This is a genomic window from Nonomuraea sp. NPDC052634, assembly GCF_040678535.1.
GTDB classification, from domain to species: domain Bacteria; phylum Actinomycetota; class Actinomycetes; order Streptosporangiales; family Streptosporangiaceae; genus Nonomuraea; species Nonomuraea fastidiosa.
Genome location: NZ_JBFATY010000001.1, coordinates 1,201,603 through 1,223,103 on the forward strand (window position 1 = coordinate 1,201,603; position 21,501 = coordinate 1,223,103).

At 73.6% G+C, this 21,501-nt stretch carries 12 protein-coding genes; 5 read left to right on the forward strand and 7 right to left on the reverse strand.

What is annotated here, in order from left to right; translation table 11 throughout:
• Nucleotides 1-203: 203 nt before the first annotated feature.
• The 6 genes from AB0K67_RS05615 to AB0K67_RS05640 all read right to left on the reverse strand — a co-directional run bounded on the left by AB0K67_RS05615 (nucleotide 204) and on the right by AB0K67_RS05640 (nucleotide 14,533).
• Entirely contained in the window at nucleotides 204-3,092 is a 2,889-nt protein-coding gene (locus AB0K67_RS05615; protein ID WP_364053381.1) for a glycoside hydrolase family 2 TIM barrel-domain containing protein, read from the reverse strand.
• A 168-nt stretch (nucleotides 3,093-3,260) separates the two neighbouring features.
• Nucleotides 3,261-4,634 carry an amidohydrolase gene (locus AB0K67_RS05620; protein WP_364053384.1) on the reverse strand — a complete coding sequence of 458 codons (1,374 nt, stop codon included), beginning with the start codon at nucleotides 4,632-4,634 and terminating at the stop codon, nucleotides 3,261-3,263.
• A 154-nt stretch (nucleotides 4,635-4,788) separates the two neighbouring features.
• The gene (locus AB0K67_RS05625; RefSeq protein WP_364053386.1) at nucleotides 4,789-5,934 is read right to left on the reverse strand and encodes an amidohydrolase family protein; all 1,146 of its coding nucleotides are present in this window, start codon (nucleotides 5,932-5,934) and stop codon (nucleotides 4,789-4,791) included.
• A 250-nt stretch (nucleotides 5,935-6,184) separates the two neighbouring features.
• Complete coding sequence (locus tag AB0K67_RS05630; protein WP_364053389.1) at nucleotides 6,185-9,577, reverse strand: phosphodiester glycosidase family protein; 3,393 nt, start codon at nucleotides 9,575-9,577, stop codon at nucleotides 6,185-6,187.
• 63 nt (nucleotides 9,578-9,640) lie between these two features.
• Nucleotides 9,641-11,878 carry a hypothetical protein gene (locus AB0K67_RS05635; RefSeq protein ID WP_364053392.1) on the reverse strand — a complete coding sequence of 746 codons (2,238 nt, stop codon included), beginning with the start codon at nucleotides 11,876-11,878 and terminating at the stop codon, nucleotides 9,641-9,643.
• A gap of 57 nt (nucleotides 11,879-11,935) precedes the next feature.
• Entirely contained in the window at nucleotides 11,936-14,533 is a 2,598-nt protein-coding gene (locus tag AB0K67_RS05640) for a hypothetical protein (protein WP_364053395.1), read from the reverse strand.
• Nucleotides 14,534-14,615: 82 nt separating this feature from the next.
• Between AB0K67_RS05640 and pulA the strand changes: the two genes are divergently transcribed.
• The 3 genes from pulA (at nucleotide 14,616) to AB0K67_RS05655 (ending at nucleotide 19,534) form a co-directional block, all read left to right on the forward strand.
• A complete protein-coding gene (gene pulA / locus AB0K67_RS05645; protein ID WP_364053398.1) occupies nucleotides 14,616-17,486 on the forward strand; it encodes a pullulanase-type alpha-1,6-glucosidase in 2,871 nt (956 codons plus the stop codon).
• A gap of 128 nt (nucleotides 17,487-17,614) precedes the next feature.
• The gene (locus AB0K67_RS05650) at nucleotides 17,615-18,295 is read left to right on the forward strand and encodes a hypothetical protein (RefSeq protein WP_364053401.1); all 681 of its coding nucleotides are present in this window, start codon (nucleotides 17,615-17,617) and stop codon (nucleotides 18,293-18,295) included.
• A gap of 516 nt (nucleotides 18,296-18,811) precedes the next feature.
• A complete protein-coding gene (locus AB0K67_RS05655; RefSeq protein ID WP_364053404.1) occupies nucleotides 18,812-19,534 on the forward strand; it encodes a VIT1/CCC1 transporter family protein in 723 nt (240 codons plus the stop codon).
• Between the two features lie 171 nt (nucleotides 19,535-19,705).
• Here AB0K67_RS05655 and AB0K67_RS05660 read toward each other — a convergent pair whose 3' ends face one another.
• On the reverse strand, nucleotides 19,706-20,332 hold the full coding sequence (locus AB0K67_RS05660) for a LysE family transporter (RefSeq protein ID WP_364053407.1): 627 nt from the start codon (nucleotides 20,330-20,332) through the stop codon (nucleotides 19,706-19,708).
• Between the two features lie 483 nt (nucleotides 20,333-20,815).
• Here AB0K67_RS05660 and AB0K67_RS05665 point away from each other — a divergent pair, with 483 nt between their 5' ends.
• Both AB0K67_RS05665 and AB0K67_RS05670 read left to right on the forward strand, forming a co-directional pair.
• Nucleotides 20,816-20,938: a hypothetical protein gene (locus AB0K67_RS05665; RefSeq protein ID WP_364053410.1), complete on the forward strand. Its 123-nt coding sequence runs from the start codon at nucleotides 20,816-20,818 to the stop codon at nucleotides 20,936-20,938.
• A 196-nt stretch (nucleotides 20,939-21,134) separates the two neighbouring features.
• Entirely contained in the window at nucleotides 21,135-21,479 is a 345-nt protein-coding gene (locus AB0K67_RS05670) for a spore germination protein GerW family protein (protein ID WP_364053413.1), read from the forward strand.
• Nucleotides 21,480-21,501 lie beyond the last annotated feature (22 nt).

Here is a 21,501-nt window from a genome sequence, read left to right on the forward strand (position 1 = left end):
CGCCGATCCGTGGGGGCCTCCCCTCACGGATCGGCACCGGCGCCGCACTCGCCCTCCGGCCGTCCCGGTCCGGCCGGGGCGGCCGTCGAGGTGTCCGCTGCGGGGCGGTCCCCCACCTGAGAGGTGTAGGGACCGTGCCCGTCACGACGCCCGCGACCGGGGCTCACCCGGCGGCGCTCACCCGGCGCGCGGGGCCGGGCTCCTCACGCCGGAGTGAAGCGGAGGCGGAGGGTGGCCGGGCGGGCGAGGAGGTGGTAGGCGGGCAGCGGGCCTGGGCCGCAGGTGGCGGTGCCGATGCCCTGGTGTGCGAGGTCGAGGTGGAGGTGGAGCCGGTCGCCCGGCACCAGGTCGGGGCGGTGCCTGGCGGCGGTCAGCTCGGCGGTGCTCCAGCGACGGGCGGTCAGCCCGAACGCCGGCTCGCCCGACACTCTGATCCCGCCCCGCGCGCCGGTGAGCGTGGCCCATCGGACGTTCGCGCGGTGGCCGTTCTCCTGCGGGTAGACGTACGGCGTCTGAAGCTCCTCCACCGTGGCCGACCAGCGGCCGATGCGGGCGGCCATCCCGGTATCCGGGTACGACTCCCCCGGGCCCGGGCCGAACCAGGTCACCCGGTCCACGGCTTCTCCAGGCAGCGTCATGTCCACCCCGAGCCTCGGGATGGGATCGGGCCACTCGCCCTCCGGTTCGATGTCCAGCTCCAGGCGCAGCCCGCCGTCGTACGTCCACCGGTACGTCGCCCGCATCCCGAGGTCGGTCGCGGCCGGCGCGACCCGGGTCCGCACGACCAGCTCGTCACCCACGCTGACCTCGTCCACCCGGTGGGTGAGCCGGTACAGGCCGAGCGCGCGCCAGCGGCCTTCGAGCCCGCCGTACCGTTCGTTGTCGGTGGGCGCCCGCCACAGGTCGAGCCTGGGCCCCTCCACCTCCAGCCCGAACAGCCGCACCAGCCGCCCGGAGGCGTCGAACGCGCACTCGCCGGCGATGATCAGCCCGTCCTCGCCGCGGGTGAACGCCTGCGGTCCGCCCGCGACGCCGGGCGCTGGGTCCTGCGGGGCAGCGGTCGTTGCGGCGGTCGCGAGGCCCTGAGCGACAGCGGTCGTTGCGGCGGTCGCCGGATCCTGAGGGACAGCGGTCCCAGGGGCGGGGGCGAGTTGCGTCTGGCCCCAGGCGACCTCGTGCCCGGCCGGAGCCCACGGCTGGTCCTCGGCCAGCTCGGCCCGTACGGTGAGCCACCGCTCGCCCTCGGGCCCACCGTCCGTGACGGGCAGCGCGACCTCGCCGCCGCCCGGCGGCACGTCGAGGACGTGCTCGGTCACCGTCTCGCCCGCCACCTGCACGGTCGCCACGAACCGCAGGTGGGACAGGTCGCGGAAGCCGTAACCGTTCACGATCCGGACGGAGCCGCCGTCGAAGTCGAAGCGGACCGGCTCGAACACCTTCTTCAGGTCGATCAGGCCGGGCGACGGCGTCCTGTCGGGGAAGACCAGCCCGTCGATGACGAAGTTCGAGTCGTGCACGGGCTCGCCGAAGTCGCCGCCGTAGGCGTACTCGAACTCCGGGTGGGCGATGCCGTGGTCGATCCACTCCCAGACGAACCCGCCGGCCAGCCGGGGGTAGCGCTCGAACAGCTCCTGGTACTCGGCCAGCCCGCCGGGCCCGTTGCCCATGGCGTGGGCGTACTCGCACTGCAGGAACGGCATGCCGCGCCGCCGCGCGTCCAGCTCGGGGTCGTCGAGCGGGTCCTCCTCGCGCTTGCCGATGGCCTCGACCTCGGCGTGTGATGCGTACATGCGCGAGTAGACGTCGGTGTGGGCGCAGGAGCGGTCGCCCTCGTAGTGCAGCGGCCTGGACGGGTCGCGCTCGCGCGTCCAGCCGGCCATGACGGCCAGGTTACGGCCGACGCCGGCCTCGTTGCCGAGCGACCACATGATGACGCTGGGGTGGTTCTTGTCGCGTTCGACCATGCGGCGCATACGGTCGAGCAGCGCGTCGGCGTAGCGGGGGTCGTCGGTGGGGTTGCCGCGCCAGCCGACCTCGCCGAAGCCGTGCGTCTCCAGGTCGCACTCGTCGATGACCCACAGGCCCAGTTCGTCGCACAGGTCGAGGAAGCGCGGGTGCGGCGGATAGTGGCTGGTCCTGACCGCGTTGACGTTGTGCCGCTTCATCAGCAGCACGTCCTCGCGCATGGTCTCGTACGGCACCGCCCGGCCGTGCTCCGGGTGGAACTCGTGCCTGTTGACGCCCTTGAGCAGCAGCGGCCTGCCGTTGGCCAGCAGCACGCCGTCCTCGATGGAGATGGTCCTGAACCCGATCCGCAGCCGCACGGTCTCGCCGTCACCGGTTATGACGGCCTGGTACAGGCGGGGCGTCTCGGCCGTCCACGGCTCCACCTCGGCCGTGATCTCGGAGCCCGGCTCCAGGCCGGTCACGCCCAGCTCGGGGACGCTCAGCGGGCCGGGGCCTTCGAGGTAGGCGAGGGTGCCGCGGCCGTCCCGGTAGTCCGCGCGGACGTACACGTCGGCGGTGGATCGGGTGAGCGTGACGTCGCGGAAGATGCCGGGCAGCCACCACATGTCCTGGTCCTCCAGGTACGTGGCGGCCGACCACTGGTGCACCCGCACGGCCAGCACGTTGCGTCCCGGCCGCAGGTAGGGAGCGGCGTCGTACTCGACCGGCAGCCGGCTGCCGGTGGAGAAGCCCAGCTCGTGGCCGTTGAGCCAGACGCGGGCGAACGACTCGGCGCCCTCGAACCGCAGCCGCCCGCCCTGCCAGCCCTCGGGCAGGTCGAAGACGCGGCGGTAGTCGCCGGTCGGGTTCTCGTCCGGCACGTGGGGCGGGTCGATCGGGATGGGGAAGGCCACGTTGGTGTAGGCGGGGGCGCCGTGGCCGTGCAGGTTCCAGTGGGACGGGACGGGCAGCTCGTCCCAGCCGGAGTCGTCGTAGCCGGGGTCGGCGAAGTCCTCTGGGATACCGGCGGTGGGTGACAGGCGGAAGCGCCACGTGCCGTTGAGGCTGAGCGCGGGGGCGTCGGACTGGAGGGCCGCGCGCGGGGCGAGCCGGCCCGAGCCGGGGGTGAATGTTTCGAGATCCATCGCCGCTGAGCCTAGAGGTTCGCACCTGTTTCGTCAGCGATGCGTCCATTGTCCGGACTGTACGCTGACGCGCCGTCTTCCTGACCTGACCGACACCCGTCCGCCCAGCCGTCCAGCGCCGCTTCCCGGTCCTGGAGCGCGGCCCTTCAGAGCATCGTTCGCGGCCGCTCAGGGGTGCGAGGCGGCCAGGTAGCCCGCCAGCAGCGCCTCCGCGACCGCCGCCACCGCCTCGTCGTCCGGCAGGAAGCGAGGGCTGTGCAGCCCGGCCTCGGTGTCCACGCCCACGAACATCATCAGCGACGCCGCCACGCTGCCGTACCTGGCGAAGTCGTCGGCCCCGCAGGAGCGCAGCTCGTCCGACACCGTCCAGCCCTGCTCGCGCAGCCGCTCCCCCGCCCGCAGCGCCAGGTCGTGGTCGTTGATGAGGATCGGCTCGCCGGGCAGGATCTCGACGTCGGCCGTGCAGCCGTACGCGCGGGCGGTGTCCCTGACCACCTGCCTGAACCGGCCGTGCAGCTCCTCGCGCCAGCGCTGCGACATCGTCCGCAGCGTGCCGGTGGCCACCGCCTCGCCGGGGACCGCGTTGGGGGTGGTGCCCGCCGCGACCGTGCCGAACGTGACCACGGTCGGCACCATCGGGTCTGCGGCGCGGCTGACGAGCTGCTGCGCCGCCACGATCACCTGCGCCATCGCCAGGACGGGGTCGCGGGTGAGATGCGGGTACGCCGCGTGCCCCTCGGCCCCGGTGACGACCACCCGGAACTCGTCGGAGGACGCGTTGACCGGCCCCGGCGTGCAGGCGATCGTGCCCTCAGCCAGCACCGGCTGCACGTGCGCGCCGACCATCGCCCGCAGGCCGTGCCGGGTCAGCACGCCCGACCGTACGACGTCCTGCGCCCCGGACGGGAACGTCTCCTCGCGCGGCTGCAGCACCACGAGCAGCGGCGCCGGCGATGGCGGCCCGCCCGCCACCTCCGCCACCGCCTCAGTGACGGTCCCAGCGGCGGCCCCAGCGGCGGCTTCAGCGGCGGCCCCAGCGGCGGCTTCAGTGGCGGCTTCAGTGGCGGCGGCCGCGGCGCCTTGGGCGGCGGCCTCGGCCACGACCTCTCCCGCCGTCTCGTCCGCGCCGCCCGAGGCGACGGCGGTGACGGCGGCGACCGCGCGGGCCAGCGCGACCACCGCCGCCAGGTGCACGTCGTGGCCGCAGGCGTGCATGGCGCCGTTCGTGGCGGCCCACGGCACGCCGGTGCGCTCGACGATCGGCAGTGCGTCCAGCTCACCCCGTACGCCTATGGCGGCTCCTGGACCGCCGACGCGAAGCACGGCCCCGGTGCCGGCCACGTACTCGACGTGCCCGGCGGGCAGCGCGTCGAGCATCCGTTTGAGCGTCGGCTCCTCATGCCCGGATACGCGGGGCATCGCGTGCAGCTCGCGGCGCAGCACGACGGCGGAGGGCAGCTCTTTCCGCAGGGCGGCGCGCAGCGCGGCCTCCATCCCGGCCGTTCGATGCCCGTCTCCGCCCGCTCGTACTGCCCCCGTCACCGTCTCTCCTCACCTGCGACTCACCTGCGACACACCTGCGACACTGACGACCCTTGCCTGCGGCGTTCCCTCGGAGGCCCGTCCCGGGGCAACGTCCGCATGCGTCCCTTACGGACGTCCCATATGAGACCCGTCCACGCGGAGATCCCGGCGATCATCCGCCGAGTCCGTAGACGCGGCGCGCGTTCTCCGCGCCGATCATGGTGGCGACGCGTACCGCCTGCGGCACCGACCACTCCTCCTCGGCCACGAACTCGCCGAGCACCCGCGCCATCCCCCGCCGCCACAGCAGCGCGCCGAGGTAGTGCAGCTCGGCCGGTCCCCACGCGTCGGACGAGTAGAGGATCTTGGCGAACGGCGCCACCTCCAGGCTCTCGGCCAGCAGCGCCGCGGCGCGCGCCCCTGCGTGGTTGACCGCCAGCCCCACGTCGAAGAAGACGGTCGGGTACGCCTGCGCCAGGTACCCCGCGTTCCGGTGGAACGGGTAGCAGTGCAGCAGCAGCAACGGCACCCCGGTCGGTTCGGCCAGCTCGATGAGGCCGCGCAGCAGCAGCGGGTCGGAGCGCCTGAGATCGACGTCGGGGTCGCCGTAGCCGATGTGGAACTGCAGCGGCAGCCCCCGGTCGATCCCGGTCCAGATGAGGTGCCTGACGAGCACGGGGTCGCGCAGCCGCCCGCCCTCCTCGAACCACCGCCCGGCCGCCTCCGCCACCTCGGTGGCTGTCGGCCGCGCCGGGTCGAAGTCGAGCCCGCACCGGTAGGCGGCGACGGTCTTGAGCCCGCGAGCCGAGCGCGTACGCTCCCACAGGGCCTCGGCGAACCGCTCAGCGAAGTCGGCCGCCGCGCACCCCGACCCGGCGAGCTGCTCGGCCACCATCTCCAGCCGCACGATCTCGTCGGCGGGCGCCCCGCTCGCCTGCGCCATCCCGGACGGCCCCAGCAGCTCCTCGGCGCGGTAGCCGGTCTCCACCAGGAAGTGGCCGACGCCGCAGGCGCCGAGCAGCAGCCTGTTGACCTCCTTCGCGCCGATCCTGGCCCGCCTGGCGAGGTACTCCTCCGGCGGGCAGAACGGTTCGAGGCCGAGCACCGGCGCGCAGTGACGCAGCACGGCGAACCCGAGCTGGGAGTCGAAGCGGGTCATCCAGTCGGGCACCGGCCGGTCGGACTCGCCGAGCAGGTCCTCGAACGCGGTGCGCGACAGGTCGTGCGAGGTGGCCCCGTGCACGTGGTGATCGACCAGCAGCAGGTCCTCAAGGGCATGGGCCAGCCCGGCGGGCACGAGTTCGAGCTCCATCGACATCGGCGGTCCTCTCGATCAGACGGCGCCAAAACGATCTCGTACCCGCTCTGCGCAGGCGGACACGCGGACACGCACGACCGCGAGCCGGGCGCGGGCCGGACGGGTGGGCGGACCCCGAGGTCCGGCACAGCCCCGCCGCCGGACGCGGGCAGGCCCTGCCCGGTGTGCAGAACTCGTCGCCACCCCGCTCCCGGACGCGGGGCAGGCCCCCGGGAGCGGGTTCCCAGGGGCCTGCGGAGCGGGAAAAGGGTCAGGCGGCGGCCCTGGCGGTCAGCGCCACCTCGGCCTTCTTGGTGACGCCGTTGACGGTGACGGCGACCGTCACCTTGCCCGGCCGCAGCGCGGTGAGCGTTCCGGTGTCCGGGTCGAGGACGGCGACGTGCCGGGGCTTGGCCGACGTACGGTCGCCGATGTGCAGGTTGGGCGAGCCCGACCAGGCGACCGAGACCGGGTAGGCGGCGGGGACGGTCCGCCCCGCCTGGACGACGGACGCGCTGACGGTGGCCGGCCTGCCGACCGCGACGCTCGCCGGGGCGGTGAGCGTCAGCTCGTCCACGTGCGGGCGCACCTGCGTGCCGATCCAGGTGGGCGCGTCGGTGAACCAGTTCCGCTTGACCTGCTCGGCCTCGGCCTTGCTGACCGGGTCGACGCCCCACAGCGACCAGCCGGTGAAGCCGCCGTCGCCGGGCGCGGTGGCGGGGTTCTTGCCGGAGTTGCCGTTGATGAAGTACGGCACCGCGTCCACGTGCTCGGCGTGGAACGTCCCGACGTGCCCGCCGATGAACGCGGCCCCCTTGCCGGTCTCCCGCTGGAAGGCGGCCAGCCAGTCCTCGACGAGCGCGGCCTCCTTGCGGTCGCCGAGCTGGCTGCCCTTGCCCGGGGTGGGGTCGCGGGGCGGCACGTGGAACACCACGGCGACGGACCCGATGGAGGGGTCCTTGGCGGCCTTGTCGAGCTGGTCGCGCAGCATCGCCACCTGGTCGAAGCCGCCGCCCCTGAGCGTCAGGCGCGAGGTGTCCAGGGTGATGAAGCGGGTGCCCTTGTGGTCGAAGGTGCGGTACGTGTCGCCGAAGACGGCCTTGAAGTTGTCGATCTGGCCGCCCATCACCTCGTGGTTGCCGGGGATGTAGTGGTACGTCAGCTTCCCTTCCAGCTCCTCGTCGAGGATCTTCTTCGCCAGCGCGAAGTCCTCAGGCGACGCCTCGTCCACGAGGTCGCCGTTGATGAGCAGGAAGTCCGGCTTGGCGGCCTTGATCTCGCGGAGCGTGCGGCGCGCGTTCTTCACCAGGTCGCTGTCCGGGTCCCTGGCGACGAACTGCGCGTCCGACATGACCGCGAACCGCCACGGCATGTCCGCCACGTCCGCCTTGACCACGGGGTCGGTGATCTTGGGTGCGGGCGGCGTCTCCACCGCGGGCGGCACCTTGGCCACCAGGCCGTCGATCGTGATCTCGTTGGTGTACTGCGCGTCGGCCTTGGTCTCGGCCACGTAGAAGCGGCGCAGCTTGAGCGGGTAGTTGACGCCGGGCGGCACGGTGAACTCGACGTAGCGCCAGCCGGTCCACGTCATGTACGGCCCGCGCAGGATCTGCGACTGGCCGAGCGCGTCGTAGAACTCCAGGCTGGGCCACTCGCCCTTGCCGGTGGAGTTGATCCACAGCCCGAACGCCTGCGGCTGCCCCTCGATCACCAGGTCGCCCGGAGGGCTGGCGTAGGCGGCCCTGGTGGCGGTGGAGGTGGTGAAGTCGTACGACAGCTTCAGCCCGCCGCCGTCGTGGCCGGGCCCGGCCGACAGCGAGCCGGTGGCGCGGGCGGCGGAGAACGTCCAGCTCGCCGCGTCCTCGAAGTCGGCGACCTGCTTGTCCTCCATCCCGACGGTCACCGGCACGGCGGTGGTGAGCTTGCCGACCTTGGCGGTGATCAGCCCGGAGCCGCCGGCCTGCCGCGCCTTGACGGTGAAGTAGCCGTGCTCGGCGGCGGTGACCTCGAAGAGGTTCTTGTCGTAGCTGAGGGTGAGGTCGGCGGGCTCGATGGGCGCCGAGTTGCCGTTGCGGTCGTAGCCGACGACGCCGAACGCGGCGGTGCCGTCCTGGCCGGCGATGCCGAGGCGGTCGGCGGTGGCGCCGAGCCGCTCCAGCGGCTGGAGCACGGTCAGCTCGATGCTGCCCTGGGCCTTGCCCCGGGAGGCGGTGACCGTGGTCTGGCCGGGCACCAGGGCGTGGAACCTGCCGTCGCGTACGACGCCGTGCACGGCGGGCTTGGCGCGCCAGGACGGGGTGCCGGCGGCGGGTCCGTACGTCTCGTCGTAACCGGCGGCGGTCAGCCGCCTGGTGAGGCCGGGGAAGACGCGGTCCGGACGGCCGCCCGCGACCGGTCCGACGCCGGGCGCCTTGGCCGGGTCGGAGGCGGTCTCCACCCAGAAGCCCTTGAGCTTGCCGCTGCCCTCGGGCGCGTAGAGCGCGAGCCCGTTGGGCACGTGGCGCTCGCCGCCGTCGGACGGGCTGTTCTCGACCTGTACCTCGGCGGAGCCGGGCTCGCGGGCCAGCATCGTGGACGAGCCGCCGCCGTCGAGGTTGAGCGCGTTGGCCGCGCCCAGCTCCTTCATCATGGCGGCCAGCTCGTTCAGCGTCACGCCGCGGCTGTCGGCCTGGCGGCCGTCCACGGTGAGCAGGTACATCTTCCTGCCGTCGGCGGAGAAGCCGACCGCGGTGCGCGGGTGGGCGGCGGGGTCGCTGGAGTTCTGCACGACGCCGTCCTTGACCAGCACCCAGTTGCCGCCGACGGCCGCCTTGACCGGGCCGCCGTCGGAGGGCCTGGGCCGGTAGGTCACGTCCACCGTGTCGCCCGGCTTGAGCGCGGCCACGGCGGCGGCGCCCTTGTCGCGGCCCAGCAGGATCGTGCTGCCCGCGGGGATGGGGCCGCTGCCGGCGGCGTCGCGTACCTCGGAGACGACGCCGTTCACCAGCACGGCCTCGGCAACGGCGGTGGCGCCCTCGACGGCGCGGGCCCGCGTGTACGAGCCCCACAGCGGGGTGAACAGCCCGACGCCGTCCTTCTGGATGATCTGGTTGAACTGGGTCAGCGTGATCGGCTCGCCGCCGGATGGGGTGGCGGTGCCTTCGAAGTACATCTCGATGACCCGGCCCACGCCGTCGGCCGAGATCGCGACGGCCTTCTCGTGGCCGGCGATCGGCGACTGGATGAGCGTGCCGTTCTGCACGCCGATGCCCTGGGCCGCGCCGGAGTTGTTGATGTCGAAGAAGTCGCCGTTGACGGCGGCGACCGCGCGGCTGCGCTTGGCCGGGCCGGACAGCGGCTCGGTCTTCGACACCTCGCCGGAGAACACGTAGTCGGCCTTGGCGCTGCCGAGGTCGGCGGTGAGGGCGTCGGCGCGCAGCCAGCCGAGCTCGTCGAAGGTGTCGAACGAGGTCAGCGAGATGCCGGGCGCGACCGGCCGGGTGGTCTTAGCGGTCTCCAGCCGCCGGTTCCCGGTGGCCTTGGCGAGCAGTGTGGAGGAAGCGGGGTAGGACGACGCCTGGAGCGCGTCCTCTGCGGGAGAGACGGGATCGGCCTGCGCGGGCGTGCCGATGGCCACGGGGCCTAACACGAGCGCGGCGGCGGCCAGCAATCGGAGGGTCTGCACGACCCGAATGCAATCGCTCGTGGTTATAAGTTTCAAGACTTTGGCATGAACTAAAAGAAAATTTCAGATCTTGAGGCCGACCCGCTCCCCCACCGCGTCTTCAGGAGGCTCCTCCTGTCCGGCCACCTCCGGCAGCCGGACGCCGACGTGCAGCACGAGCGGCACCGCCAGCGCCACCACCATCGACAGCACCGCCGTGCCGGAGTCGTTGACCAGCATGCCGATGACGCCGCTGGCCAGTGCCCCGAGCAGCCCGGCCCGCAGCATCGGCGCCCACGCGAACGCCGCGGGCACCACGCCCGCGCTCACCTTGCCCGGCCGCAGCACGGCGAAGACCAGGAAGATCAGCCCGGCCAGCACGATCGGCATGAGGTTGGGCGAGAGCAGGGTGTTGAGCATCGCGCCCAGCTTGCGCCCGATCACCGGCAGGAACGTGCCGTCGAGCACCTGACCCACGAACTTGCCGAGGTGCGTCTGCGCCTCCTGCGGGCGCAGGTGGTCGAGCACGGCGATGACCGTCACCGCCACACCGCCGAGCACGCAGAACCCGGCCAGCTTCAGCAGCGACACCCTGCGTCCCGCGACCAGCAGCGCGGTCACCGCGATGCCCGGCACGAACGCGATCACGCCGCCGAAGTCGCTGCCCACGCCAGGCCAGCCGGCCAGCAGCATCGCCACCACGCCGAGCACGACCACCCCGGCCACGGCGGCGCGCCGCCGCCCGGCCCGTACGAGGTGCTCGGCCGCCACCGCCGAGCCCATGAGCACGGAGGTGACGAGCAGCGCGAACGGGATGTTCGCCAGCCCGTAGTAGCGGCCGCCGACCACGGCGGTGTAGCCCATGAGGCTGTTGAACTGCAGCGTCGTGCCGGTCAGCAGGTCGGCGACGAGCACCCCCGCGGTGATCGCGGTGACCGCGGCGGGCGGGCCGAGCGGGTCGCGCCGCCACGGGCCGAGCAGCGCCACGGCGGCGATGACCGCCGTCACGGCCAGTACCGCGCCGATCAGCGTCGCCACCGGGTAGGGGCTGCGGTCCCATGGCAGCACGTTCACCGCGTACGTGGCGACGGGCACGCAGGCAGGGACCACCGCGGCCGTCCCGATCAGGCGCAGGTGCCGCCGCCGCGACAGCAGCAGGTACGCCGCGACGTAGAAGGCCACCTGGACCACCGCGAAGGCGGTGAAGAACCAGCCGGTCATGCCGCGCACGCTGGTGCCCGCCACGTCGGCCCTGACCAGGTCGGCGGGCGTGACAGGCTCGCCGAGCCGCCATGACACCCCGACGACGCCGGGCGGCGGCGCGATGCCGGCCGCGTTCAGGATCGTGGGCGTGATGTCGGGCAGCACCACGAGGTCGTCGCGCATGGTGGAGCCCGCCCCGATCGACGGCCCCGCCTCGCCGGCGACGGCCTCGGTGCCCGGCCGTTGCCACATCGCCACGCGCAGGTGCGGCACCGAGCCGTGGTCGCCGATGCCGGCCAGCACGATCTCGGTGTCCGGGGGCAGCCGGTCGAGCACCGCGCCCACCTCGGTGTCGGCCTGCCTGGCCAGCTCGCGGCGCTGCTCGGGCGAGATCACCTCGGGTTCGCGGGGCAGCCTGCCGTCCACCAGGTACGGCTGCACGAGCGCGGCCACGTCCGCGGCCAGCACCCGGCAGCGCGACCAGTCGGGCAGCCTGGCGGGCTCCGATGCGTACAGATCGACCCGGCCCTCCCGGTCGGCGAGCGCCACCGCCGCGCCCCTGCCGATCGCCGCCGTGCAGCCGCCCGCGGCGTGCACGGCGCTGCCCAGCGTGCCGGCGAACGCGCCGTTGGTGGTGCCGATCAGCTCGGGCAGCTCGGGCACGATCGCGCCCGGACCCGTGGAGATCGGCTCCGGCGGCAGCCCGCAGTGGCGGCCGACGGCCGAGCGCACGCCCGCCGACACGCTCAGCCAGCCGTCGTACGGGCAGGTGACGGTGCCGACGGCCTTGACCGAGAGCGAGCCGAGCGCGCTCTGCCCGGCCAGCTCCCACAGGCGCGGGGTGTCGCGCGGGTCGAGGTCGTCCCACATGAGGCCGGGCACGCCGATGAAGGCCACCCGGCCGCCCGGCGCGACCCCTCCGGTGGGCGCCGCTGCGGCCCAGGTGGGCGCGACCGCTCCGGTGGGCGCAGCCGCTCCGATGGGCGCCTCCCGCTCGTAACGCCGGGCCTGCTCACCGGACTCCACGGCGGGACCAGCCACGGTCTGCGCCGCCGCCTCCCCCGCCGGAGGCACCACCCACGACCCCGCGACCAGCACGAGTAACAGGACCCACCGCACCGTCAGCCCCCATGGCTCACCGACTCGGACCGCGGGCCACCCTACAGCGCGGGACGCTCAGACGGCGGGAGTGACGGTGATCAAGCTGTCCAGGGCCTCGTCGTACAGCGGATCCAGCCAGTACGCGGTGTGCCAGCGCGTCTCCGGCAGCGGCTCGCCGGGGCCTGGACGGCGCGGGTCCCAGCAGAACCGGTCGACGCCGTCCGGCCGCCCGCCCGCCAGGGGATCGACGCGGCGGAACGCCGGGCCGCCGATCGGGTCGCTGAGCCGGTAGAGGTTGCACCACGTCACCGCCTCGCGTACCGCCGCAAGACCCGCAGGACCGAAGTAGGCGGGGAAGTACGCGGCGTAGAGCCGGCGCAGCGGCGAGCCGTGCGTGAGCAGCCGCACGCGCGCCCGGGTCGCCGGGTCGAGCTGCAGCACCACGGCGGCGGCGATGACGCTGCCCTGGCTGTGCCCGGACAGCACGACCTGGTCGCGGTCGGTCGCGGCCAGCCTGCGCACCCTGGAGACCAGCTCGGGGACCACCCGCTCGGTGTAGCAGGGCGGCGCGAGCGGGTGGATGGCGCGCGGCCAGAACGTGCAGATGTCCCACAGCACGCCGATCGCCCTGCGCAGCCGCGAGTCGCGGTACGTACGCCGCGCCACCAGCACCAGCGCCGCCACGGCCGCCACCATGGTCCAGCTGCCCGCCGACGCGAGCATTCCGGCCACCCCGCCGCCCGGCGTGAACGGCCCGAGCCAGTGCAGCACGGCCACCACCGCGGAGCCCGCCGCGCCGACGGCGGTGAGCACGCCGAGCACCAGCCCGGCCCGGTCGGTGAGCGCGGCGAGCGCCCACGCGGCGGCGACCCGCTCGGCGTCGTCGCGCTGGTCGTAGTACGCCTTCAGCTCGGGTGCCAGCCGGGCCGCCGCCGCCTTTCGCATCAGCCACAGCACGCCCGTGAGCGCGAGCAGGCCGAACGCGAGCAGCGGCACCAGCGCGGCCGTCCACCAGGCCGAGTCGTCGATGAGCAGCGCCCGCTCCCGCGGGCCGGGCTCGGCGGCGGTGCCGGGGACGCCGAAGAACGCGGCGGTCCAGAACAGCAGGCCGAGCGCCAGCACGTTCGCACTGCCCACGGCCACCATGAGCACGAACCAGGCGGCCATGCCCATCATCGCCCGCGGCTCCCCGTCGCTCGGAGACCCCGGCTCGGGAGGGGATCGGCGGTCGGCGCGGACCAGGACGAACGTGGTGATCAGGAGGAAGGTGCCGAGTCCGACGGTGAGCGCGTACTGGAAGGCTCCGATGCCGACGCCGGGAAGCTGCCAGGCGAGCGTGCCGCCGTCGCCCGGCGGCAGGCCCGCGAGCGCGGCCCCGGCCGTGGCGAGGAACACCACCGGCGCCGCCACCCGCAGCGCCCGGCAGGCGACGTCGAGCAGGACGGGCGTACGGCGTCCCGAGTGCGGATCGACCCGGCGCGCGATGCACGGCAGCGTGACCAGCACCGCGGCGACCACCAGGACCGCCGCGTTGGCGACGGTGAGCACGAGCCCGACCGCCGTCCCGGCGAACGGCGCGGCCACCGCGACCCCGATCGAGGCCACGGCGAACGCCACGTGCACCACCCGCAGCCGCCACACCGGCGCCCCGCCGTGCCACAGCCGCGGCCGTCCCAGCAACAGCCCGCCACCCGCCCGCTCCCCCGCGCCCGCCGCGACCCCGCCCGCCCGCGCGCCCACTCCGGCCGCGACACTCGCCCGCCCCGCGGAAACGCCCGGACCCGACGCGACCCCACTCCCCCGCACACCCGTTCCCGCCGCGCCGCTCCCCGGTCCGGTGGAGACGCCCGTGCCTGGAGCGCCCTTCACGCGTGCGCTCGTGGCCGCGGCGCTCGTCGTGCGTGCGGCCGGGACCGCGGCCCCGCCCCCGCCCGGTGCGGCGGATGGGGGCGGGGCGTCGTCCGCCTGGGCGCGCGGGGCCGGGACGCCACCCGCAGGGGGGACCGCCGCCGCGGGCCCACCGGCCGGTACGGGCGTCGCGGGCCCGCCAGGCGGAAGCGTGTTCTCGTCGCGCCGCCAGGTGCGCCGGGCGAGCCACCACAGCAGCACCACGACCAGCAGCGGCACCAGCGACGTGACCGCCAGCCGCCTGGACGGCTCGTCACCCCACATGACCGCGAGCCACCGCACCCAGGAGGGCGCGGTCTCGGCGGCGCAGGCGCGACCGGCGGCGGTGCACTGCCAGCCGATGACGTCGACGGCGGTCCTGGTGACCGCGCCGATCAGGGTGCCGGTGAGCAGCAGGGCGAACAGCCGCTGCCCCGCCTCGGTCACGTGGCGCAGCCGGCGGGCGCGGGCGGGCCTGGGCAGCATGAAGTAGGCGAGGTTGGCGAGCGAGAACGGCAGCAGGAGCAGCCACAGCGCGATGGCCCGCCCGCCTGAGGTGAGGTTGCCCCAGGCGTAGGCCTCGCGGTGGCGTACGCCCGGCACGTCGGCGTGGTCTCCCGAGGGCGGACCGCCCTCCCACCAGCGGCGGTAGAAACCGGTGGTGCCGTCGCCCGCGACGAGCCTGGGGTGGGGGTGGGCGAGGATGCCGGACGGCGGCGTGCCCGAGACGCCGTGCACGCGCAGCTCGGTCACACCCTCGCGGGTCTCGTCGATGAATCCGTCCATCAACCCAGCATCTAATCACTTTAGGTAATCGGTCAAATACACAAAGTGATCGATCTGGCGCGATCGCGCGCGCTCATCCCGCGTGCCACCGGGCTTGGCGGACCTTGCAGGCGGGAAGAGCGCGGAGTGCGAAAGACCAGGTCAACGTTACTTTTTTCGAAACTTCCGGCAAGCGGCCCTAAGGAGAGGTTTTCCGGACGCTTCGCTTCGCTTTCACTCAGGTGGGAACGACGACCCGCAGAGGCGTCCACACGCGAGGGGGACGTGGAGAAGCGCGGGATGCCTGTTCACCGAGGGGGCGGGGAGCCTGAGGAACATCATTCGCAGACGTGACGACGCGGAGGCGCCGCAGGAGCGGCCGGCCGGCAGGGACGGCGAGTGCCTGCGTGAGGCCCGGGCGCACTGGATCGACCGTGACACGGTGGTGTGGCCGGGCGACCCGAACTCGCAGGAGGGCGCGTTCCTGGTCTTCCACCCCGGCGACGTGCCGCTGCGGCACGGCGAGCAGGAATGCGGGTCCGGCCTGATCCGGCTGCTGCCCTGCAGGCTCACCGCGCAGCAGCGCGTACGGTGGCCGCACCTGGCCGGCCATCCCGCGTTCCAGGTGGACCCCGCGGACATCGACCTCGTCCACGAGGCGCTGCGCGGCCAGGTCGTGGCCGTGCGGCGGGACGCCGAGGGCGGGGTCGCGGCCGTGACCGGGGTGCAGATCGCGGGCGTGCTCGACGACCTGTACGCGGGCGCCGCCGACGCCGTGCTCGGCCCGTCGGGGCGGATGTTCCCGAAGCTCTCGGTGTGGGCGCCCACCGCGCGGAAGGTCGAGCTGGCCCTGTACGGCCCGGGCGGGCGCCGGGTGCACCGCATGAAGCGCGACGACGAGACCGGCGTGTGGTCGGTGCACGGGCCGCCCGCGTGGTGGGGGCTGGAGTACACGTACCTGGTGACCGTCTACTCGCCCGAGGCCGGGGCGGTGGTCACGAACGAGGTCACCGACCCCTACAGCGTGGACGTCACCGCCGACGGCCGCCGCAGCAGGCTCGTCCACCTGTCCAGGGCGGCGCTCAAGCCGCCCGGCTGGGACCGGCACGCCGCGCCGCCGCCCGTGCCGCAGCACCAGGCCGTGGTCTACGAGCTGCACGTCCGCGACTTCTCCGCCTCCGACCCGACCGTGCCGGAGGAGCTGCGCGGCACGTACGCGGCCTTCACCCTCGACTCGGCCGGGATGCGCGAGCTGCGCAGGCTGGCCGCCGACGGGGTCACGCACGTGCACCTGCTGCCCGTGTTCGACTTCGCCACCGTCCCCGAGCGCCGCGCCGACCGCACCGAGCCGCCCGCGGGCGAGCTGGCCGCGCTGCCGCCCGACTCCGAGCGGCAGCAGGAGATCATCGCCCGCACCGCCGCCGTCGACTCCTACAACTGGGGGTACGACCCGCTGCACTACACGGCGCCGGAGGGCTCGTACGCGACCGATCCGGACAACCGCGTACGGGAGTTCCGCGCGATGGTGGCCGCGCTGCACAAGGCGGGGCTGCGCGTCGTCATGGACGTCGTCTACAACCACACCTACTCGACCGCCGTGCTCGACCCCGTGGTGCCCGGCTACTACCACCGGCGCCTCGACGACGGCTCGCTCGCCACCTCCACCTGCTGCGCCAACACCGCACCCGAGCACATGATGATGGGCAAGCTCATCGTCGACTCGGTGGTCACCTGGGCCAGGCAGTACCGCGTCGACGGCTTCCGCTTCGACCTCATGGGCCACCACCCGCTGTCCAACATGCTCGCCGTACGCCGCGCCCTCGACGCGCTCACGCCCGAGACCGACGGGGTGGACGGCCGGTCGATCATCCTGTACGGCGAGGGCTGGAGCTTCGGCGAGGTGGCCGGCGACGCCCGTTTCCTGCAGGCCAGCCAGGCCCACATGGCGGGCACCGGCATCGCGACGTTCAACGACCGGCTGCGGGACGCGGTGCGCGGCGGCGCGCCCTTCGACGCCGACCCGCGCGTGCAGGGCTACGGCTCCGGCCTGGCCGGCGCGCCCAACGGCGCCCCCGTCAACGGCGGCCCCGAGCAGCAGCGGGAGCGGCTGGCCGCCTACGCCGACCTCATCAGGATCGGGCTCACCGGCGGCCTGGCCGACTACGTGCTGCCGTCCGGCCGGGCGGCCCGCGACATCTGGTACAACGGCATGCCCGCCGGGTACGCCGCCGAGCCGGGCGAGGCGGTCGCGTACGTGGACGCGCACGACAACGAGACGCTCTACGACGCGCTTGCGTACAAGCTGCCGCAGCAGACGCCGATGGCCGACCGGGTGCGCATGCAGGTGCTGGCGCTGGCCATGGCGGTGCTGGCGCAGGGCATGGTGTTCGTGCACGCGGGCAGCGAGCGGCTGCGCTCGAAGTCGCTCGACCGCAACTCCTACGACTCCGGCGACTGGTTCAACCGGCTGCTGTGGGACTGCGCGCAGGGCAACAACTTCGGCGTGGGCCTGCCTCCCCGGCGCGACAACGAGGCCCGCTGGCCGTACGCGCGGCCGCTGCTCGCCGATCCGGCGCTGCGGCCCGGCTGCGCGGAGATCCGCGCGGCCCGCGCCGGGTTCGGCGAGCTGCTGCGCATCCGGTGGTCGACGCCGGCCTTCTCGCTCGGGTCGGCGGAGGAGGTGCGGCGGCGGCTCACGTTCCCCGCCTCAGCCGACGGGGTGATCGCCATGCACGTGGACACCTCGGGCCTGGACGAGCGGTGGCGGTCGGTCACGGTGGTGTTCAACGCCACGCCGTGGACGCAGACCCAGGCCATGCCGCCGTCCGCGGGGCAGGCGAGGCCTGGTGTGCGGCTCCACCCGGTGCAGGCGAACTCGGCCGATCCCGTCGTGCGGCAGTCCTCGTACGACCCGGCCACCGGCACGCTGACGGTCCCGGCCCGCACGGTCGCCGTTTTCGTCGAGCCGGCATGAAATGCCGGTCAGTGCGGGTTGGAGTGTGACCTCACGGGGTAGAGGGAACGTTCATCGCATCACTGGCAATGAGCCGCACGACGGCGCAGACTGGATAGACGGCGATCGCGTGGAGCAGTGGAGCACCCGTGAACAATCACTTTGATCACCTCCCGGTCCTTTCCCGTGGCAGGCATCGCAACCCCAAGCGCGGCGCCTGCTTCATGGAACTCGCCTCCTACCTGGCCGGCGAGCGCTGGAGCGACCACCCGGCCTGCACGCACCCGCTGCTGGCCGCGCTCGCCCGGCTCGTCAACGACAACACCGACGACGAGAACCGCGCCAAGCTCGTCCCGCTCGTGCCGTCCATCATCGGCCTGGTCAGCGACGACCTGCGCGTGGACGCCCACATCGCGCTGCGCTGCGCCACTACTGCGCTGCCCGTGGCCGCCGCCGAACGCCAGCTCGCGCTGGCCGTGTCGGTGCTCGCGGCCGAGGAGATGCTGGCCAGGCTCGACGGCGCGCCGTCCGGGCGCATGAGCGAGCGCAGCCGGCAGGCCATGGCGGAGGTCCCGCACGCCGCCCAGCAGGCCCGCCGCTTCAGCCGCGCCGCCCGCATCACCGAGAAGGGCTTCCGCCGGTACGCCGCCCCGAACGCCGTACAGCTGGCCGTGGTCGGCATCGTGCAGGCGTGCATCCCCGACCCCGACGGGCTGCTGCGGAAGCTGCTGGAGGAGACGATCGAGGAGTGCACCGCCCTCATCCGTCCCTCCCGGCCCCAGCCCACCACCCTGATCGACCTCCCGGCCCGAACCCCGGCCCACGCCTGACCTTTCCGGGGTCGCCCGGGGCCCGGGGTCCATGCCCGCCGCCGTCATGCTCGCTGCCATGAGCCGGCCCGCAAGCACCGCAAGCCGGCCCCGGACCACGGCCGACCATTCAGCCGCAGCCTGGCCACCCCCGTCCGCACCGCGCCACTCCCGGGCTGAACCCGCGCGCTCAGCCGCCCCAGGGCGCGGCCGGCGGGGTGACATTGGTCGCACCCGCCACTTCACCCGGCCAGGCGCACCGCCTGGGAGCGCCTGCTTCTCTCCACCCCCGTCCGGCCAGGCGCGCCATGCCCGCGTGCGCAAAACCGCCGTTCAGCGGCCCCTAGGCCCCCGCTCGCCGCTGCCCGCTCACGTTCAGCCGCGCACTCCGACCCCGATCACCTTGAGAGACTTTGCGAGCGCGTAGAGCGACAATCAGCCCTAATGCCGCAGGTCAGGCAAGCCTCTCCTTCGTTGCGGATCTTGCGCCGCCTATGTCACATTCAAGGCGAGAGATCCAAAAGGGGAGGAAAAGGTATGACCATCGAGCTCGCTCGTCCCCACTCCCCCGAGGCGCACCACAGCCACCGGGACGTGACCGGTGGGTGGCTGCGGCCGGCGGTGTTCGGGGCGATGGATGGGCTCGTGTCCAACTTCGCGCTGATCGCCGGAGTGGTCGGCGCGGCGGGGGCCGGGCAGGGGGCGGTGCTCGCCGGTTTCGCGGGGCTGATCGCCGGGGCGTGCTCCATGGCGGCGGGCGAGTACACGTCCGTGAAGTCCCAGACCGAGCTGATGCGGGCGGAGATCGCGGTCGAGCGCCGCGAGCTGGCCCGCAACCCGGACGGAGAGCGGGCCGAGCTGGCGGCGCTGTACCGGTCGCGCGGGCTCGACGCCGAGCTGGCCGAACGGGTGGCCGACGGGCTGTCCGCGGACCCCGAGCAGGCGCTGCGGGTGCACGTCCGGGAAGAGCTCGGGGTGGACGTCGACGACCTGCCGTCCCCGTACGTGGCCGCCGGATCGTCGTTCTGCGCCTTCGCCACCGGAGCGCTCGTGCCGCTGGTGCCGTTCCTGTTCGGGGCGTCCGGGCTGATGGTGGCGCTGGTGGTGAGCGTGCTGGCGCTGTTCGGGTTCGGGGCCGTCGTGGCGGTGATGACGGCACGTCCGTGGTGGCTGGGCGGCCTGCGGCAGCTCGCCCTGGGCGTCGGCGCCGCCTCCGTGACCTTCGGCCTGGGCCACCTCCTAGGCGTCACCATCGCCTGACCCCGCTCTACATCAGCCGAGCCTCCTCTAGGGCAAGCGCCGGAAGGCGGCGCGGAGACGGCGGGGCAGAGATGGAGGGGCGGCGCCATAGCGGCTCAAGAGGCGAGGCGTCACGCCCGGTACAGAGGGTGAGGCGTCACTGCGGTTCAGGGGGCGAGGCGTTAGGGCGGTTCAGGGGCGAGTGGTGGTGGCCAGCTTGAGCCCCAGGGCGACGAGCGCGATGCCGGTCAACCCGTCGATCGCGCGCCGCACGTTCGGCCGGGCGAACAACTTGCGCAGCGCTCCCACGACGTTCGCCACCACCAGGAACCACGCCACGGTCCCCACCAGCGCCACCGCCGAGAGCGCCGCCACCGGCACCCCGGCCCCGAGGAACTGCGGCACCAGCGCCACGAAGAACAGCGCGGCCTTCGGGTTGAGCACGTTCGTGAGAAAACCTTCCATGAACGCGGCCCCCGGCCCTCGCCCGCCCGCGTCCGCCACGTCCAGCTGAAGGGTGCCGCCACCGCGCCAGGCCGCGCGCAGCGACCGGATGCCGAGGTAGAGCAGGTAGGCAGCGCCGACCACCTTGACAACGGTGAACGCGGCTGCGGACGCCGCGAGCAGCGCGGCGACACCCGTGGCGGCGGCGACCACCCAGGCGAAGACGCCCAGGGCGATCCCGGCAGCGGCCGCCATGCCGTGCACGCGCCCCGAGACGGCCGAACGCCGCACGACCACGGCAAAGTCAGGGCCGGGCGACATCGCCCCGAGCATCACCACGCCGCCAAACGCCACAATCTCCGCTACCGCCGACATACCACTCACCCTACGACCCTCGCCCCGGCACCGCCCCTCGTCTCCGCACCGACTCTCGTCTCCGCACCGGCTCTCGTCTCTGCACCAGCTCTCGTCTCTGCACCGGCCCTTATCTCCGCGCCGAACCCCGCAACACCCGCCGCCGGGAAGCATCGACATCCCCTCTGCGCCCCTCAGCGTGCTCGTGGCATGGTGACGACCGCCCAAGCACCCGCCCTGGGGCTCAGGTGAAGAAGGAGCAGACGCCCCACTGCCCCACTGCATCCGACTCCGCCCCAGACGAGGGCGGAACGAGGGAGGGGAGGAAACAGCGCCTATCGCGTCGAAGCCGCCATCGAGCAGGGCGATAGGGATTGAAGTCGTGGCCAACCGCCCCGAAGGCGCGTGGGGTGGCGGACGTTGAGGCCCTGACCGCCGTAATCGTGCGCGCTTTGGCCGTGGGCGCCGTGGCCCTGACCGCCTTGGCCGCAGGCGCCGCGACCCATGCGCGCCGCGACCGTGGGCGCCACGAGCGTGGGCAGCGTGACCGTGGGCGCCACGAGCGTGGGCGGCGTGACCGTGCGCGCCGCCGCCGTGGGCGGAATCGCCGTGGCCCAGGCGGCGTGACCGCAGGCGGCGTGACCGCAGGCGGCTGCGCGTTCGCACGCCGCCGGCGCGGGGTGGGCGGCGGCGAAGTAGGCGTCTGCCACCACTTCGGCGACGGCGCCCGATGGCTCGATCCGCCTGGCATGCGGTGTTCGACGCGCGGCGTCCCAGGTTCGACGGGGTGGCGTCCTGGGGAGACGATGGAGGGATGGACATCATGGAACTGGTCGAGAAGTCGAAAGACACCGCGACGGTGAGCCGGGTCTTCGGCGAACCGGTCCGGCACGGCGACATCGTCGTCATCCCGGTCGCCAGGGTCGCTCAGGGCGGCGGCGGGGGCCAGGGCGCAGGCAAGGGCGAGAAGGGCGAGGTCGGCGGTGGTGGCGGCGGGGGCTTCGGCTTCGGCGCCAGTCCTGCAGGCGTCTTCGTCCTGAAGGACGGTGAGGTCTCCTGGCGCCCTGCGGTCGACGTCAACCGCATCGTCATCGGCGGCCAGTTCGTCGCGGTCGTTCTGCTGCTGACCCTGCGCTCGATCCTGAAGAGGCGCCGCCGCAAGCACTGACACCCTGGCGCGTTGGCAGGGC